15 protein-coding genes are annotated in these 17,490 nt (G+C 60.5%); 7 read left to right on the top strand and 8 right to left on the bottom strand.

The genetic code is table 11. From position 1 onward, the window contains the following. Positions 1-26: 26 nt before the first annotated feature. Both rimO and phaR read right to left on the bottom strand, forming a co-directional pair. Positions 27-1,346: a 30S ribosomal protein S12 methylthiotransferase RimO gene (gene rimO / locus PQU89_RS02290; protein ID WP_272764428.1), complete on the bottom strand. Its 1,320-nt coding sequence runs from the start codon at positions 1,344-1,346 to the stop codon at positions 27-29. Positions 1,347-1,445: 99 nt separating this feature from the next. Then, complete coding sequence (phaR, locus tag PQU89_RS02285; RefSeq protein ID WP_047967434.1) at positions 1,446-2,015, bottom strand: polyhydroxyalkanoate synthesis repressor PhaR; 570 nt, start codon at positions 2,013-2,015, stop codon at positions 1,446-1,448. A 221-nt stretch (positions 2,016-2,236) separates the two neighbouring features. Here phaR and PQU89_RS02280 point away from each other — a divergent pair, with 221 nt between their 5' ends. Both PQU89_RS02280 and PQU89_RS02275 read left to right on the top strand, forming a co-directional pair. Beyond that, entirely contained in the window at positions 2,237-2,791 is a 555-nt protein-coding gene (locus PQU89_RS02280; protein ID WP_272764427.1) for a phasin family protein, read from the top strand. A 155-nt stretch (positions 2,792-2,946) separates the two neighbouring features. Further along, the gene (locus PQU89_RS02275; protein ID WP_272764426.1) at positions 2,947-4,074 is read left to right on the top strand and encodes a M14 family metallopeptidase; all 1,128 of its coding nucleotides are present in this window, start codon (positions 2,947-2,949) and stop codon (positions 4,072-4,074) included. Between the two features lie 64 nt (positions 4,075-4,138). Here PQU89_RS02275 and PQU89_RS02270 read toward each other — a convergent pair whose 3' ends face one another. From PQU89_RS02270 to ygfZ, 3 genes are all read right to left on the bottom strand, one after another. Further along, on the bottom strand, positions 4,139-5,815 hold the full coding sequence (locus PQU89_RS02270; protein ID WP_272764425.1) for a cyclic-di-GMP receptor FimW-related protein: 1,677 nt from the start codon (positions 5,813-5,815) through the stop codon (positions 4,139-4,141). A gap of 143 nt (positions 5,816-5,958) precedes the next feature. Continuing rightward, positions 5,959-6,276 (bottom strand): H-NS histone family protein, encoded by a 318-nt coding sequence (locus tag PQU89_RS02265; RefSeq protein ID WP_272764424.1) that lies wholly within the window; start codon positions 6,274-6,276, stop codon positions 5,959-5,961. Between the two features lie 93 nt (positions 6,277-6,369). Beyond that, positions 6,370-7,377 carry a CAF17-like 4Fe-4S cluster assembly/insertion protein YgfZ gene (gene ygfZ, locus PQU89_RS02260; protein WP_272764423.1) on the bottom strand — a complete coding sequence of 336 codons (1,008 nt, stop codon included), beginning with the start codon at positions 7,375-7,377 and terminating at the stop codon, positions 6,370-6,372. A 93-nt stretch (positions 7,378-7,470) separates the two neighbouring features. Here ygfZ and PQU89_RS02255 point away from each other — a divergent pair, with 93 nt between their 5' ends. Beyond that, positions 7,471-8,304 carry a DMT family transporter gene (locus tag PQU89_RS02255; protein ID WP_272764422.1) on the top strand — a complete coding sequence of 278 codons (834 nt, stop codon included), beginning with the start codon at positions 7,471-7,473 and terminating at the stop codon, positions 8,302-8,304. A 338-nt stretch (positions 8,305-8,642) separates the two neighbouring features. Here the strand turns inward: PQU89_RS02255 and PQU89_RS02250 are convergent, their stop codons facing one another. Together PQU89_RS02250 and PQU89_RS02245 are read right to left on the bottom strand one after the other, a co-directional pair. After that, positions 8,643-9,119 (bottom strand): hypothetical protein, encoded by a 477-nt coding sequence (locus tag PQU89_RS02250; RefSeq protein ID WP_272764421.1) that lies wholly within the window; start codon positions 9,117-9,119, stop codon positions 8,643-8,645. 29 nt (positions 9,120-9,148) lie between these two features. Beyond that, on the bottom strand, positions 9,149-10,045 hold the full coding sequence (locus PQU89_RS02245) for a LysR family transcriptional regulator (protein WP_272764420.1): 897 nt from the start codon (positions 10,043-10,045) through the stop codon (positions 9,149-9,151). Positions 10,046-10,363: 318 nt separating this feature from the next. Here PQU89_RS02245 and PQU89_RS02240 point away from each other — a divergent pair, with 318 nt between their 5' ends. The 4 genes from PQU89_RS02240 to mnmC all read left to right on the top strand — a co-directional run bounded on the left by PQU89_RS02240 (position 10,364) and on the right by mnmC (position 16,595). Continuing rightward, positions 10,364-10,672, top strand: coding sequence for a DUF485 domain-containing protein (locus PQU89_RS02240; protein ID WP_047967425.1), 309 nt, complete (start codon positions 10,364-10,366; stop codon positions 10,670-10,672). Next, positions 10,669-12,348: a cation acetate symporter gene (locus tag PQU89_RS02235; RefSeq protein ID WP_272764419.1), complete on the top strand. Its 1,680-nt coding sequence runs from the start codon at positions 10,669-10,671 to the stop codon at positions 12,346-12,348. Before PQU89_RS02240 ends, PQU89_RS02235 begins: the two co-directional genes overlap by 4 nt. A gap of 79 nt (positions 12,349-12,427) precedes the next feature. Further along, positions 12,428-14,398, top strand: coding sequence for an acetate--CoA ligase (gene acs / locus PQU89_RS02230; RefSeq protein WP_272764418.1), 1,971 nt, complete (start codon positions 12,428-12,430; stop codon positions 14,396-14,398). Between the two features lie 208 nt (positions 14,399-14,606). Further along, positions 14,607-16,595: a bifunctional tRNA (5-methylaminomethyl-2-thiouridine)(34)-methyltransferase MnmC2/FAD-dependent 5-carboxymethylaminomethyl-2-thiouridine(34) oxidoreductase MnmC1 gene (gene mnmC, locus PQU89_RS02225; RefSeq protein WP_272764417.1), complete on the top strand. Its 1,989-nt coding sequence runs from the start codon at positions 14,607-14,609 to the stop codon at positions 16,593-16,595. Position 16,596: 1 nt separating this feature from the next. Here mnmC and PQU89_RS02220 read toward each other — a convergent pair whose 3' ends face one another. Next, a complete protein-coding gene (locus PQU89_RS02220; RefSeq protein ID WP_272764416.1) occupies positions 16,597-17,382 on the bottom strand; it encodes an alpha/beta fold hydrolase in 786 nt (261 codons plus the stop codon). Positions 17,383-17,490 lie beyond the last annotated feature (108 nt).

Here is a 17,490-nt window from a genome sequence, read left to right as displayed (position 1 = left end):
CCGCGTTGTCCATCATCGGGTGGCGTTTACACGCGTTCGCCCCACAGGTCGTGCTCGCTGGCATCGACGATCTCGACCTCGACGAAATCACCGACCGCAAGGCCGGCAGCGTCCTCGACGAACACCAGGCCGTCGATCTCCGGCGCATCGGCGTAGCTGCGGCACACCGCGGTGCCCTCCTCGTCGATCTCGTCGACCAGCACCTGCAGGCGCTGGCCGATGCGTGCGGCCAACCTTGCGGCACTGATCTCGGCCTGTACCGCCATGAAGCGCTCCTTGCGCTCCTCCTTCACATCGTCCGGCACCGGGTCCGGCAGCTCGTTGGCGGCCGCGCCCTCCACCGGCGAGTAGGTGAAACAGCCGACGCGGTCCAGCTGTGCCTCGCGGATGAAGGCCAGCAGTTCTTCGAAGTCCTCCTCGGTCTCGCCGGGGAAGCCGACGATGAAGGTGGAGCGGATCACCAGCTGCGGGCAGATCTCGCGCCACTTCTTGATGCGGCCGAGCACATTGTCGCTATTGGCCGGACGCTTCATCAGCTTCAGGATTTTCTGGCTGGCGTGCTGGAACGGGATGTCCAAGTACGGCAGGATCTTGCCGTCGCGCATCAGCGGGATCACTTCGTCGACGTGCGGATATGGGTAGACATAGTGCAGACGCACCCAGATGCCGTGCTTGCCCAGTTCCTCGCACAGCTCGGTCATGCGCATCTTCACCGGACGGCCATTGTGGAAGCCCAGCTTGTACTTGACGTCGACGCCGTAGGCGGAGGTGTCCTGCGAGATGATCAGCAGTTCCTTGACGCCGGCCTTCGCCAGGTTCTCGGCTTCCGCCAGCACGTTCTGGATCGGGCGGCTGTCGAGGTCGCCACGCATCGACGGGATGATGCAGAAGGTGCAGCGATGGTTGCAGCCTTCGGAAATCTTCAGGTAGGCGTAGTGCTTCGGCGTCAGGCGCACGCCGATGTCCGGCACCAGGTCGACGAACGGGTCGTGCGGCTTCGGCAGGTGGTTGTGCACGTGCCCCATCACCTCGTCGGTGGCGTGCGGGCCGGTGACGGCCAGTACCGACGGATGGTTGTCGCGGATCACGTCGCCCTTGGCGCCGAGACAGCCGGTGACGATCACCTTGCCGTTCTCGGTCAGCGCCTCGCCGATGGCATCCAGCGACTCCTGCACTGCAGCATCGATGAAGCCACAGGTGTTGACCACCACCAGATCGGCACCATCGTAAGTACCGGAAATTTCATAGCCCTCCGCACGCAGGCGGGTGAGGATCTGCTCGGAATCGCTGGCCGCCTTCGGACAGCCCAGACTGATAAACCCTACTTTTGGTGCAACGTGCGACATGGGACACAACCTTGAAGAAATTCAATACAGAAAGCCGGACGTTGCATCAACGTCCGGCTGTGAACTGCACATTATAGAAAAAACCGCGCGGGAAAAAAACTACTTCGGCGGGTTCTTGTCGTCGTCGCGGCTAGGCGGGTAGGCCGGGAAGCCGAAGCCGCTGAACATGGTGCGCGCCTGTTCCTGCATGCGGTTCTGCATGTCGAGGAACATATTGGTGCTCTGGTCCAGGTAGCTAGTCATCATGTTCTGCATCGCCGGGCCCTGGAAGTTGAGGAAGTCTCCCCACATCTTGGCGTTCACCATCGGATTGTCGCCGTAGATGGTCTTGGCCTGCTCCTGCATGCGCGACTGCAGCTGGGTGAACAGCTGCAGATTCTTCTCCAGGAACGGTCCCATCATGCCCTGCATCGCCTGGCCGTAAAAACGGATGAACTGGGTCAGCACTTCATAGCTGAACATCGGCGAGCCGCCGTTCTCCTCTTCCAGGATGATCTGCAGCAGCACGCCACGCGTGATGTCGTCGTGGGTTTTCGCGTCCACAACCTGGATATCCACATTATCCAGCACCAGCTGCTTCACATCGCCCAGTGTGATGTAGGAACTAGTGGCGGTATCGTACAAACGGCGATTGGGGTACTTCTTGATGACCCGCTTTTCAACACTCATGTAACACTCCCATGCCTATTTTTCTGTTGTGTGGCGCCACATTATCATAAATGCAACACGGTAGAGCAAAACTTCTAGGCGCCGATTTCGAAGTTACGCTACCATCAAGTTGTCATTGTGCAGCGCAACAGACCGGTATGATGCGACAAAAAAAGTACAACAACAATGACGACACACCGGACCAGACCGAGTTACATCAACAGCGAGTGAGGGAATCCCAAATGATCAATCCAACCGAACAACTGAGCAAACTGTCCCTGAATGGTTTTGAGGCACTGTTCCGCGCCGCACAAATCTCCCTGGACAGCACTGAACGCCTGGTCAAGCTCAATTTCGAGCTGTCCAAGCAGTCGCTGGAAGAAAACGTCAAGCTGACCCGCGAACTGAGCAGCCTGAAAACACCACAGGATGCCCTGACCCGCCTGAACAAGCTGGCCACCCAGAATCTGGAACAGGCTGTCGCCAATTCGCGCAGCGTGTACGACATCGTGTCCGAAACCCAGGCCGAACTGGGCAAGATCGCGGAAAGCAACTTCAACGAGCTGAACAAGTCGGTGATCAGCAATATCGACCTGCTGAGCAAGAATGCACCGGTCGGTTCCGAAACCGCCGTCAACGCACTGAAATCCGGCATCGCCGCCGGCGCCGCCGCGATCAACTCGATGACCAAGGCCGCGCAGCAAGTTGCCGAGTTTGCCGACTCCAGCGTCAAGGCCGCCAACAGCGCCACCGTGGACGCCGTGAAAACTGCCGCCAAGCGCTCGTCCGCAGCCTGATATACGCCATTGCGACGCAATGGCCAGCACAACCTGCCACCGCTAGCCCGTGGCAGGTTTTTTCATGGCGCCGCGCGCGGCCACGGCAAGCGTGCCGCCGGCAGCGCAACGCGTTACAATAACCGGCTACCAGTAACAGACGGACATACCGCAGCATGAAAATCAGCAGCAATTTCGACGCCGGCAGTATCGAGGTTATCGCGCTCAATAACTTTGAAGACATTCAGCTTCGCATCCGCAAAGATAATGCCTCCGATTTTGCCCAATGGTTTTACTTCCGGCTGCAGGGTGCCGCCTACGAGCTGTGCAAGCTGCGTTTCCTTAACATCAAGGAAACCGCCTATCCCAAGGGCTGGGAAGACTACCAGGCGGTGGCGTCCTACGATCGCGTCAACTGGTTCCGCGTACCGACCTATCTGGACGGCGACGAGCTGGTGATCGAGCACGTCCCGCTGGCCGGCAGCGTTTACTACGCCTACTTCGAGCCGTACTCGCACGAGCAGCACCTGAACCTGATCGGCATGGCGCAAAGCTCCGGTCTGTGCCAGGTGTCCGACCTCGGCTCGACGGTGCAGCAGCGCGATATCAACCTGCTGACCATCGGCCACGAGGTCGAGTCCGACCTCAAGATCTGGGTCATCGCCCGCCAGCACCCGGGTGAAACGATGGCGGAATGGTTTGTCGAAGGCCTGCTCACCCGCCTGCTCGACACACAGGATCCGACTTCGCGCGCACTGCTGGACCGGGCCACCTTCTACGTGGTACCGAACATGAATCCGGACGGCGCCATTCTGGGCAACCTGCGCACCAACGCCGCCGGCGCCAACCTGAACCGCGAGTGGCTGAATCCGAGTCTGGAAACCAGCCCGGAAGTGTTTCATGTCCGCAACAAGATGCTGGAAACCGGCGTCGACCTGTTCCTCGACATCCACGGTGACGAAGCGATTCCGTACGTGTTTGTCGCCGGTACCGAAGGTGTGCCTAGCTACAACGAGCGCATCGCGGCACTGGAAAGCGCATTCAAGCAGCAGCTGCGCGTGGCATCGCCCGACTTCCAGGACGAGCACGGCTACGACAAGGATGCCCCCGGTGCGGCCAACCTTGCGATGGCGACCGCCTGGGTCGGCAACCAGTTCAACTGCCTGGCCTACACCCTGGAAATGCCGTTCAAGGACAACGACAACCTGCCGGATGACGACTTCGGCTGGAATGGCCAGCGCAGCCTGCGTCTCGGCGAAGCCAGTCTGAGCGCCATTTACGGTGTACTGAAAGACCTGCGCTGAAGCAGCACCGCACACAATAAAAAAGCCACGATCCTTATCGTGGCTTTTTATTTGGCGGCAGCGACTACAACTGCCGGATCAGCTCGATCTCCACCTGGCACCAGTCGGCACCCTTCTCCAGCACCCGCCCCAGCGCCACCAGAAAGCCCTTGTTCTTGGCGAACATCTGCAGCTTCTTGCCGTGCGCGTAGCTGAACAGCGGAATCAGCAGGGTGTTGCACTTCACGCCGCCCTTCATCGCCGAGGCAAACAAGGCGATCTCGCCCTGATTCCACACCATGCCGACTGGCAGGGTCAGATCGGCATTGCGGCCGTTCTCCGCCTTGGTGTACGCCGCCACCGGGCGCGAACTCAGCAGCTGCAAACCGAGGTACATGCGCTCCTTGTCGTCGCGCTTGATGCGGCGCACGATGCTCAGACTCCACGCCTGCTGCCCGGCCTCCCGCGTCGCCAGCAACGCCCCCAGCGACAGCCACTCCGCACCCGCCGCCGGCAAGGACACCCCCAGGCCGCTGTCGCTCTGGTTCTCGATATCCCACAGCTGCAACTCGGTGCCGGTGGCAACCTTGACCACCTCGTCCTGGGCCACGCTTTTTTCACGACGGCGACCGGTCAGGAAGCCGTAGATGCGGATTTCGGCAACCTCTTCGACACTGACCGACGGGCTTTCCTGGCGATCGCCCTGCGCCAGGAATTCCTCATACTCGCGTACCAGCCGGTGTACCCCGCTCAGCGTGCGGCCAACCTCCAGCTGCTTGCTGGCCACCGGCACTCGCTCCGCCCGCTCGAAGCGGAACGGCTTGACCGCCCACTCGCGCACCAGAAAGCGCAGCAGGCCCGGATCAACGCCCCGGCTGAAACGCTCGCGCAATGCCTGCGGCGTACTACCGCCGTCATACACCGCCAGCCAGGCATTGATCTGGTCGACCAGCTCCGTGGTGGACCAGACACGAATGCCCTGCAGCTGCGGCACATTGTGCGCACGGCTCGGTGGCGTCGCATGCTGGATATTGACGATGAAACTGCTCTCCCCGGACAGGTCGCGGGACAGCGTCATGCGGTTGGATAGCATCAGCGCCAGTTGATAGGCGAGGTGAATCTGGCGGGAAGTCAGGTTGCCGCTGTTCAGCAGCGAGGTCATCAGGAACGCCAGATACAGGTCATGAATAGTCGTGGTCGCCTCACCGGGAAACAGCTGCAACGGCACCGCGTCGATGGCCTGCTCTTCGGCATAGCGGAACAGCTGGTTGACGTTGCTCCACATCACCTCATCCAGCGAGGCATGACGGTAGTAATGCCAGAGCGCATTCTCGGTGAGATAAAACAGCATCTTGCCGATCACCAGCGGCAACAGCAGCCGGATCTGCGGCGCTTCCTCGCCCTCGGGGTCGAAACTCATGAAGCGCTGGAAGGCGGCCACCAGCTGGCGGCCATAGGACAGGATTTGCGCCCGCTGCTGCAGCTCAATGGCCGGCAACAGCTTGGAACTCAGATACTGGGCGCACAACTGCTGGTGCGGGACATGCCCCAGCCGGTCCAGTTCGATGATGGCTTCCAGCGTGGCGACGCCAGGGCTGTCGATGTCCTGATTGAACTGCGACAGCAGCTTGGTGATCTGGTCATGGCTACCGGCGGCAAATTCCCGCTGGATTGCGGCGTACCACTCGGTTACCGACTTGACGTCATCAAGGGGATGGGATTTGCGTTTGTCGCCGAACGAAAAAAAATCCAGTTTTGCCATGACCTAAACCGAAGTTAAGCACTCACACAATCAAGCAGGCTCTCATTACCAGCGCATTCTATAATGAATCGTGAATGTTCCGCTGCAAAAGAAAACGCCGTGTTTGCACACGGCGTTTTGCTATCCACAACCCGTCAGCTCATTTACACGCGCAAGCTATCCAGATCAATACCGGAATCCAGCAACGCGACAACCCACAGCGGCTTGCGACCACGACCGGTCCAGGTCAGCGATTCATCATTCGGATGGCGGTATTTGACTTCTACCGGTTTACGGCCACTGGCCGTTGGTGCCACCTTGCCACCAAGTACATCTTCAACACTGAAGCCATAAGCCTTGGCAATTTCAAGAATCTGTTTCTTGGCTTTGGCTTTTTCTTCCACTTCGCGACGGCGAACCTCAACATCAACGTCATTTTTCAGCTGCAGCAATTCGGCAAAATCGAATGTACTCAAATCCATTTAAAACCCCCTTCAATAAACAAAGCCAGCCAGAATATACCGAAAATTAGATTACCAGCCGCCCTGCGTCAAGCATTATATTAGAATCCGAAATTAACCCTCTTGCAAATCAGGGATTAAATACGGTGCTTCCAAGCGCAACAATTGCGAGTGCGGCACACCGGCAAGATAAGGCTGCCCCGCCCAGGCCGAAATTTGCATCACCACCAGTGCCAGATATTTTTTCGCTGCCAATGGCACGCTTAACATCACTTTGCCGATAGCCTGTTCACCGGTTGCTTCAACCTGCACATCCATGCCGGCAGCGCACTCGTCGGCATTGACTTCCACCACAAACATGCGGCGTTTCACCTTGCCCAGATACTGGGTACGCGCCACAATTTCCTGACCCGGATAACATCCCTTGCGGAAACTGATACCGCCGATCAGATCCAGATTCGCCATTTGAGGCACGAATGCCTCATAGGTTGCCTGCGACACCCAGGGAATGCCGGCACGGATAAAGAAGACATCAAACAGGCGGCTGGTCAGCAACTTGCCGGCAAACGGCGGCAGCGCGGCGGCTTCATCTGCCCCCAGGCAGGTAATACGGATCTGCTCGCCAATCGACACCACCGCGCACTCGGCAGTACCCGCCAAGGTCGGTTCAAAAGTAGGGCGACCCGTTTCCGTTGCAGCCAGATATTCGCCAACAATCACGCTGTCGACCGCCTCGACTTTCACCTTGGCACGTAGGACAAACATGGAAAGGCGGCGGCGGAAAGCCTCAGCGATATCTTTTCGCAGCAGCAGGAAAAAGGCCTGTTCAATGCGCCACAACAGGAAACTGGCCTGCATCCGGCCCTTGGCATTGGAATAACTGCTCCATTGCGCCGCACTGCCATCCAGTAATTTTACGTCGGAAGAAAATTGCCCCTGCAGGAATGATTCCGCATCGTCGCCGTGTATTTTCAACAAAACAAACTGGGTGAGTACGGCATGTCCATCCTGCTCAAATGACAACACCTGCTGGCTCCCGCCATTGGCCAACACCACATCACCATCGGCACCAAGCATGGCACCATGCTGACTCAAATAATCCAATACCTGCGACTGGTTCATTACGGTTCCTTTCTGAATTACGGGCCACATCACGCCCCGTAAAAGTCCGTCGGCCGGCTATTCATTCCACGCCGGCCAAGTTATGATTTACGGATGAAAAAATTTACTTTACTGCCAGCATTACTCGCTATTTTACTGTGGTCTTCCCTGGCCGCGCTGGGTGCATTTACCCAGCGCCTGCCGCCATTTCTGGTCACCGCTGTGGCGCTTTTCATCGGCAGCCTGCTCGCCATTCACCGCATCCGCGACTGGAGAGTGGCACCGTGCACTCTGCTGATTGGCGTCGCCGGCATCTTCGGTTATCACTGCCTGCTGTTTACCGCTTTTCGTACCGCACCAGCACTGGAAGCCAATCTGCTAAATTATCTGTGGCCACTGCTGATTGTCGTGCTTAGCCCGCTGTTCGGGCTGGGCAAACTGACCGGTCGCCACATCCTGGCGGCAACTGTCGGTTTTTGTGGCGCGGTCTTGATTGTCAGCAAGGGCCAATTCGACTTTGCCGACAGCCTGCCGATCGGCTATCTGTTCGCAATCGCCGCAGCCTTCACCTGGTCCAGCTACAGCCTGGCGACACGCAAGCTGCCACCATTCCCTAACGCAGCGGTCGGCGGCTTCTGCCTGCTATCCAGCCTGCTTGCCGCACTCTGCCACTGGTTGTTCGAACCGGCAATCGTTCCCAACAATGAGGAATGGCTGGCACTGCTGCTGATGGGGGTCGGACCACTGGGTGCATCGTTCTTCCTGTGGGACAAGGCGATGAAGGAAGGCGACCCGAAACAGATCGGTGCGCTATCCTATCTCACCCCCTTGCTCTCCACTCTGATCCTGGCTGTCAGCGGACTGGGCGAACTGAACACCGTTACCTGGATCGCCGGCGCCTTGATCCTGCTCGGCGCCACCATCGGCTCGCTCAGCCGCGGGCGCTAAGCCGCTCACCCGCCGCGTCAGACCGGCGCGGCACACAGTAGCATCCGCGTCGGACTCGCTTGGCACATCACGCCCAAGCCTGCAATACGGCACAGGTCAACGCTAGCAAACGGAAGCGACAAAAGTAACGCACGCTGCTGTTGCCAATCAGCGTCGCACCAGGCACGGCATGCGGATACGACGACAGGCAGGACACCAGCGGCGAGACGCTGCTGGCGTCCTGCCTGCATATAGCTCGGCAACGCCACGGCAGGCAACGATGTACGGGCAGGAAAATCCGCAGCAGAACAACCTAACGACGGTCTAGCAAAGCAAGGCTCAGGCACGACCCCGCCATTCTAGACGGCCGGGCGCGGATTAAACACCGAAGGGGCAACAGGGTTATTACGACACTTGCGATAAGCGTGATGGGCACCACGCACCGCGGACAGCGTGGCATAGGAAAAGCGGGTGGAAGCAAAATGCTGGATCTGGCGGCTGGCACGCGATGCGATCAGGTAGCCGGAAAAGCCGAGATCCAGTGGCAGCGTACAGGGTGCAGTAGTGAGCAGCGGCGACTGCCGCAGCCAGGTTTTCTGCTGTTCGCCAAACCAGCGTTCCAGCACCAGCAGCAGGTCATGCTGCGCGTCGGCTGATGCCTGTAGCACCGAGGCACTCGACATCATCGGCGCATCCAGCTGCCCGATCAGCCCCGGCGCACCGGCGGTCGGCAACGATAGCCGGCACCAGCTACGCCAACAATCGGCCTGTGCGACCAACATGCGTTGCTGATTGGCCTGTACCGCGTCGAGATACTGCTGAAAAACCGTTGCCATAGTATGCCCCCGGATTAGGTAAGACGACATCAGACAGCAAGGTTGCTGTTCAGGCCCCACACCGGCTGCAGGCCGGCAACCAGCGTCTGCAGAATCGGGTCGTCGGCCCGGTCGGCCGGATAGACAAACTGCAGCTCCGCCATCTTCACGATCTCCGGCACCAGATCGACCACGCCGCGCTCGGCGGCACGAAGCGCATCTTCCTCACGCAACAAGGCGAGACCGACACCGGCTTGCACCAGCTCGGAAGCGGTAAACAGGTTGTCGCACTCCGATACCTTTTTCGGGGCGATGTTCAGCTCCCGCCACAGCTCGGACACGATCTTCGACAGACTGGAAAACTGGGAAATACCGACCCACGGCAGGCGCCCCAGCTCCTTGGGGTTGGCCGCATTGATCCGTGCAAGCCAACCCTTGGGCATCACGATGCGCAAGCGCAACTGGGTCAACAACAGGGTGTGCACGTTGACGTAGGGGTTCTTGCCGAGATAGAAACCGGCGTCCAGCTCTTTCTTGCGCACCGCATTGAGCACGTCGCCGGTAACACCCTGGTGCAGGCACACCTCCAGCAACGGAAAGCGCTCGGCCAACCCGGCCACCCAGGGGCCGACCCGCAACACGTCCGGGGTCAGCGCAATGCCGATCTGCACCTTGCCGCTCAGCGGCCCCTTCAGGCTACGGGCATGGTCAAGCAGCTGCCGCGCCGATACCAGAATGTCCTGCGCACGCGGCAACAGCTCCTGCCCAGCCAGCGTCAACACCACCCCACCCGCCGTGCGCTCGAACAAGGACATGCCGACTTCTTCTTCAATGGCCTTAATCTGCGCCGTTACCGCCGGCTGCGACAAGTGAAGCAGCTCGGCGGCCTGAGTCAGATGGCCTTGCTGAGCCACCGTAACAAAGGTGCGCAGTTGGTAGATTTCCATGCTGGACGACTCTCCTGATCGGCTGGGGGCGCGCTACTTTTGCATTGCAAAGGCGGGTTTTTGGCCATTTTGTACAAGTTCCCCACCAACCCACAAGGCATGCACACAAAAAGCTGGATAACGATTGCTGATATCCTCCATCAATAAAGTAAATACTCGAATGCAAGTGCCTAATAAAAAAGAAAAATTCCCAAAAAAAACGGTGAAGTTAATTCCTGCTATCAGAAAAAACGATTAGCCACATCGGCGAGTCGACTTTTAGATTGCAGGCACACGCTAACCGCACTTGCGGCCGGCGAGAAATGGGAGGAGACAACGATGAATGAAGATATCCTTACACGGGTACAAAGCAACCCCAAATTCAAAGAGCTTGTTCACAAGCGGACCCGCCTTGGCTGGCAGCTGAGTATCCTGATGCTGGCTATCTACTACGGCTTTATCCTGGTGCTGGCCTTCGCACCCAATGTACTTGGTGCATCGCTGTCGGGCGGAACCACTACGGTCGGCATTCCGGTTGGCATTTTCATCATCATCTCGGCATTCGTCCTGACCGGCATCTATGTCCGCAAGGCCAATACCGAGTTTGACCAACTGAACCAACAAATCGTCGAGGATGCCAAACAATGAAAAGCTGGACGAAAACCCTCTGCGCCACCGCGTTGACCGGCCTGCCGGCTCTGGCCCTGGCTGCCGGCGCCTTTGAAGGCGAAGTCACCAAGCAGGCGACCAACTGGCACGCCATCATCATGTTCTTCCTGTTTGTCGCCTTCACCATGGGTATTACCTACTGGGCATCGCGACGCACCCGCTCCGCCAGTGACTTCTATACCGCCGGTGGCGGCATTACCGGTTTCCAGAACGGTCTGGCGATTGCCGGTGACTACATGTCCGCCGCTTCCTTCCTCGGTATCTCGGCGATGGTGTTCGACAAGGGTTACGATGGCCTGATCTACTCCATCGGCTTCCTGGTCGGCTGGCCGGTCATCCTGTTCCTGGTGGCAGAACGCCTGCGCAACCTCGGCAAGTTCACCTTTGCCGACGTTGCCTCCTACCGTCTGCAACAGACGCCGGTACGGACCTTTGCCGCAACCGGCACCCTGGTGGTGGTGGCGCTGTACCTGATCGCGCAGATGGTTGGTGCCGGCAAGCTGATCCAGCTGCTGTTCGGCATGAGCTACTCCTCCGCGGTGGTTCTGGTTGGCATCCTGATGGTGATGTACGTCACCTTCGGCGGCATGCTGGCCACTACCTGGGTACAGATCATCAAGGCCGTCATCCTGCTTGGCGGTGCCAGCTTCATGGCCTTCATGGTACTGGCCACCGTTGGCTTCAGTCCTGAGATGATGTTCCAGAAAGCGGTCGCCATCCACGCCAAGGGCGCCGAAATCATGGCACCGGGCAAGGCTGATCCGATCGACTCCATCTCGCTGGGCCTGGCACTGATGTTCGGTACCGCCGGTCTGCCACACATCCTGATGCGCTTCTTCACCGTGTCCGACGCCAAGGAAGCCCGTAAATCGGTGTTCTACGCGACCGGCTTCATCGGCTACTTCTACATCCTGACCTTCATCATCGGCTTCGGCGCGATCATGCTGCTGCTGGAACAGCCATCGATGATGGAAACCGTGGTCAAGAACGGCAAGGAAGTGACCCAGCTGATCGGTGGCAGCAACATGGCGGCGATCCATCTGGCTAATGCGGTTGGTGGTGACCTGTTCCTCGGCTTCATCTCGGCGGTTGCCTTCGCCACCATCCTGGCAGTGGTTGCCGGTCTGGCCCTGTCCGGTGCCTCGGCGGTATCGCACGACCTGTACGCTTCCGTGATCAAGAAGGGTAAAGCCAACGAAGCCGACGAGATCCGTGTATCGAAGATCACCACCGTGGTACTGGGCGTGATCGCGATTCTGCTCGGCCTGCTGTTTGAAAAGCAGAACATCGCCTTCATGGTTGGTCTGGCCTTCTCGATCGCTGCTTCCGCCAACTTCCCGGTACTGTTCCTGTCCATGTTCTGGAAAGGCCTGACCACTCGCGGTGCGGTAGTCGGCGGCTTCATCGGCCTGATCTCCGCAGTTGGCCTGATCGTGATGGGCCCGGCGGTATGGGTAGACGTGCTGAAGCATGAAACCGCACTGTTCCCGTACAAGAACCCGGCGATCTTCTCGATCACCCTGGCCTTCGTGTTCACCTGGCTGATCTCGGTACTCGACAAGTCCAAGTCGGCGGTTGAAGAAAAAGCCAAGTTCGAAGCACAGTTCGTACGCTCGATGACCGGTATTGGTGCCGCAGGTGCATCCAAACACTAAGCGAGTCGTGTAAAAATGGCCGCACCCGTACGGGTGCGGCCAGTTGCTGTCCGCGAATCATGTTTGCAAGGAACGCTTTATGTCTACTCTTGACTCCATCCTGCGCGAAACCCGCAGCTTTGACCCGGCAGAAGACTTCCGCCGCAAGGCCACGGTTTCCGGGCCGGACGCCTACTACGCCCTGTGCGAACAGGCTGACGATCACTACCTGTCCTTCTGGGGGGATCTGGCGCGAGAGCTGATCAGCTGGAAAAAGCCGTTCTCGCGCGTACTGGACGACAGCAATGCACCGTTCTTCAAATGGTTCGACGATGGCGTGCTCAACGTTTCCTACAACTGTCTGGATCGCCATCTGGCAGTCAATGCCAACAAGATTGCCCTCATTTTCGAAGCGGATGACGGCGAGGTCACCCGTGTCACCTATTCCGAACTGCACCGCCGCGTCTGCCAGTTCGCCAACGGCCTGAAATCGCTGGGCGTCAGCAAAGGCGACCGCGTGGTGATCTACATGCCGATGGTGATCGAAGCCATCGTCGCGATGCAGGCCTGCGCCCGCATCGGCGCCATCCACTCGGTGGTATTTGGCGGCTTCTCCGCCGGCGCGGTACACGACCGCATCCAGGATGCCGGCGCCAAAGTGGTGGTCACCGCCAACGAAGGCCTGCGCGGTGGCAAGATCGTGCCGCTGAAAGCGATGGTCGACGAGGCGCTGGCGATGCCGGGCAGCGAAACGGTGATCGCCACCGTGGTCTACCAACGCACCAATAGCGGTGCCAGCACCTGGCACGACGGCCGCGACATCTGGTGGCACAAGCTGATCGACGGCCAGCCGGAATCCTGCGAGCCAGAATGGATGCAGGCCGACGATCCGTTGTTTATTCTGTACACCTCCGGCTCCACCGGCCGTCCGAAAGGCATCCAGCACAGCAGCGCCGGCTACCTGCTCGGTGCCCTCAACAGTTTCCGTTGGGTGTTCGACTACAAGCCCAGCGACGTGTTTTGGTGCACCGCCGATGTCGGCTGGATCACCGGCCACTCCTACGTGTGCTACGGTCCACTGGGCATGGGAGCCACCCAGGTCATTTTCGAAGGCGTGCCGACCTATCCCGACGCCGGCCGCTTCTGGCGCATGATCGAGCAACACAAGGTCACCACCTTCTACACTGCACCAACCGCGATCCGCACCCTGATCAAGCTCGGTGCCGAACTGCCGAAACAGTACGACCTGTCCAGCCTGCGCCTGCTCGGCACAGTCGGCGAGCCGATCAATCCCGAGGCATGGATGTGGTACTACGAGATGGTCGGCAGCGAGCGCTGCCCGATCGTCGACACCTGGTGGCAGACCGAAACCGGCTCCGCGATGATCGCGCCGCTGCCCGGCGCCATCGCCACCAAACCCGGTTCCTGCACCCTGCCGCTGCCCGGCATCATGGCCGACATCGTCGATGAGTCCGGTGCCCCGGTAGAGCCGGGCAAGGGCGGCTTCCTGGTCATCAAGCGGCCGTTCCCGTCGCTGGTGCGCACCATCTGGAACGACCCGGAGCGCTTCAAGAGCACCTACTTCCCGGAAGAATTCAACGGCCAGTACTACCTTGCCGGCGACTCCGCCAACCGCGATGAAAGCGGCTACTTCTGGATCATGGGCCGCATCGACGATGTGCTGAACGTGTCCGGCCACCGTCTCGGCACCATGGAAATCGAATCGGCGCTGGTAGCCAACCCGCTGGTGGCGGAAGCCGCGGTGGTCGGCAAGCCGCACGAGGTCAAGGGCGAGGCGGTGGTCGCCTTTGTGGTGCTGAAAGGCCCGCGCCCGACCGGCGAGGAGGCCAAGCGCCTGACCGCGGAACTGAAAAACTGGGTGGCGCACGAGATCGGCAAGCTGGCGCAACCGGACGACATCCGTTTCGGCGACAACCTGCCGAAAACCCGTTCCGGCAAGATCATGCGCCGCCTGTTGCGTTCCATCGCCCGCGGCGAGGAAATCGCCCAGGACGTGTCGACGCTGGAAAACCCGCAGATCCTGAGCCAATTGCAGGAGAGTGCCAGCTGAGCGGCCTCTCCCCCCGAGCTGTCCTTGTAAACCGCACGCGTGCTGCTATCACCGTGCGGTTCTTTTTATTTGCGGCAACACAAGGTTGGCCGCAATCCGCCTGCGGCCAACCTTGCGGCGTCCGCCCTGCTGCCGGACAATAGCGCCCAGCCATTTACAGACCCCTGGCCGGTTGCGCACCGGCCATTCGCAAAGTCAGCACCCCATCATGAGCCAAGCTTTTCCGCCCGCCCGTCTTGACTGGAGCTCCGGTCAACCCGTTTCCGCCGATTACGGCGACGTCTACTTTTCCCGGGAAAGCGGCCTTGATGAAACGCGTCACGTGTTTATCGAGCACAACCAGCTGCCGCAGCGCTTCGCGGCGCTGGCGCCGGAACAACTGTTCAGCATCGGTGAAACCGGCTTTGGCACCGGCCTGAACTTCCTGGTCGCCTGGCAGTGCTTCCTGCAGCACGCGCCGGCCAGTGCCCGACTGTCTTTTGTCAGCACCGAGAAACACCCGCTCACCGCCGCCGACCTTGTACAGGCGCAGGCGATGTGGCCGGAGCTGGCCGCCCAGGCCACGGCGCTGCAGCAGCAATACGACGCCATGGCGCCGGGCTGGCACCGCTTCGTGCTGGAAAACGGCCGCGTGATCCTGACGCTGTTGATCGGCGACGTGCTGGAAACCCTCCCGCTACTGGAGGCGCGCATCGACGCCTGGTTCCTCGACGGCTTCGCCCCGGCCAAGAATCCGGAGATGTGGCAGCCGGCGCTGTTCCAGCACATGGCACGGCTGTCGCACCGCGGCACCACGCTAGCCACCTTCACCAGCGCCGGCATCGTGCGCCGCGGGCTGGAAGACGCCGGCTTCAGCATCGAGAAAGTCGCCGGTCACGGCAAAAAGCGGGACATGACGCGCGGCCAACTGCAGCACCCGCCGCTCGCCGAATGGCGCGCGCCATGGTACGCGCTCCCGCAGCAAACCATCAGCGAACGCAGCGCGGTGGTGATCGGCGCCGGCATCGCCGGGGCCAGCGTCGCGCGCAGCCTGGCCAACCGCGGCTGGCAGGTCACCGTGCTCGACCGCCACCCGCTGGCGGCGCAGGAAGCCTCCGGCAACCCGCAGGGCGTGCTGTACACCAAGCTGTCGCCACACTTCACCCCGCTGACCCAGCTGGTGCTGTCCGGCTACGGCTACACCCTGCGCACGCTAAGCCAGCTGCTGCCGGAAGATGGCGTGCAGTGGCGGCGCTGCGGCGTACTGCAGCTGGCAGGTGACACGGCCGAAGAGAAACGCCAGCAAGGGCTGGCCGCCGCCGGGCTGTCGCCGCACATCCTGCGCCGCGTCGATGCCGCCGAAGCCTCCGCCATCGCCGGCATCGAGGTACCGCAAGGTGGCCTCTACTTCGAGCAGGGCGGCTGGCTGAACCCGCCCAGCCTGGTCAACACGCTACTGGATCACCCCAACATCACCCTGCGCCTGGGGGAAGCGGTGACCGAGCTGGCGCAAAACCCGGCAGACGGCGGCTGGGTGGCAATGGGCAGCAGCGACCCGCTGGCGATCGGCAGCATTGCCGTGGTCGCCACCGCCAACGACACCATGCAGTTCGACCCGACCTACTACCTGCCGGTGAAGCGCATCCGCGGCCAGGTCACAGAGCTGGCCGCCACCGCCGCCAGCGGCCGGCTGCAAACCGTGCTGTGCGGCGAGGGCTATATCGCTCCCGCACGCCAGGACCGGCACTGCCTCGGCGCCACCTTCAAGTTCGAGTACGAGGATCTGGCGGCCAACGACGCCGAGCACACAGAAAACCTGGCGATGCTGGCCGGCATGGCGCCACGGCTGTACCAGGCGCTGGGTGGTGACGGCATCACCCCGGCACAGTGCCAAGGCCGCGCTGCGCTGCGCTGTACCAGCCCGGACTACCTGCCGATGGTCGGTGCCGTCGTCGATCGCGACGCCTTCCTCGACCGCTACCAGCCGCTGGCACGCGATGCCTCGCTGAAGCTGGCCGCCGAAGCGCCGCTGATCAGGGGGCTGTATGTCAGCACCGCCCACGGCTCGCGCGGCATGGTCACCGCGCCGCTGGCCGGCGAAATCATCGCCAGCCTGCTGAACGACGAGCCGGCGCCGCTGCCGAGCAGCATCATGGATGCCGTCAACCCCAGCCGCTTCCTGGTGCGCGACCTGATCCGCCAGAAACACCGCGATTGAGTCAGCCGGCCAGTTGCGCCATGATCAGTTCGGCCGTGGCCTGCGGCTGCTCCAGCGGAAACAGGTGTGAACCTTTTTGCACGATGATGTTCACAGCGAAGTGCTTGCGAATATAGGCCAGATCGGCCGGCGTCAGCACGTCGCTGCTCTCGCCGGCGACAAACACCGTCGGCACCCGCAGCTGTCCCTTGTAGCGCGGCACCGAATGCGGCAGCGTGTTGTAGATCGCGTTTTCGATCGCCGGCCGGAATTTCAGCTGGCGGCCACCATCGGCGGTCGCCACCGTGCCCAGCGCAGCATAGTCGTGCAGGCAGTCGGGGTCGAAGCGGGCAAACATCGGCTTGCGTGCGAAATAGTCGTACACCGATTCGATGCTGGCCCAGTTGTCTCGCCGCTTCAGGGTATTGCCACCCGGCGTCACGCGGTCGATGAAGCCCAGCTTTTTCGCCAGCCAGATGCCTCGCGAGCGCAGCGGCCCCATCAACGGCGAATCGAGGATGATCAGCTTGCTGAACAGCTCCGGATGGCGAATGGCGGCAAAAAACAGGATGAAACCGCCCAGCGAATGTCCGACGCCGACCACCGGCCGGTCATAATGCTGACGCAGGTAGGCAACGGTCTCCTCAACCAGATGCGGCCAACAGTCGGTCACTGGATAGCGTGGATCGTGGCCGATGCAGTCAAGGTAGCCGACGTGGCAGCCCTGTTCGCGCAGTGACTGGTGCAACTTGCGGTACACCGACGCCGGAAAGCTGTTGGCGTGGGCAAAATGAATGATGGTGGTCATGGCAGGCGCTCCTCGTTGCCCCATATTATATCAAGCGTTTGCTTGGCAAAATAAGGGCAGTGCGTTTAGCCACGGCAGCACCGTCGCAACAACTTATCAAGGCACCGT

Origin of the sequence: Vogesella indigofera, from assembly GCF_028548395.1 — a bacterium.
GTDB lineage: Bacteria > Pseudomonadota > Gammaproteobacteria > Burkholderiales > Chromobacteriaceae > Vogesella > Vogesella indigofera_A.
Note: the sequence above shows the minus strand (reverse complement) of the source record. Positions and strands in the feature narration are given on the sequence as shown.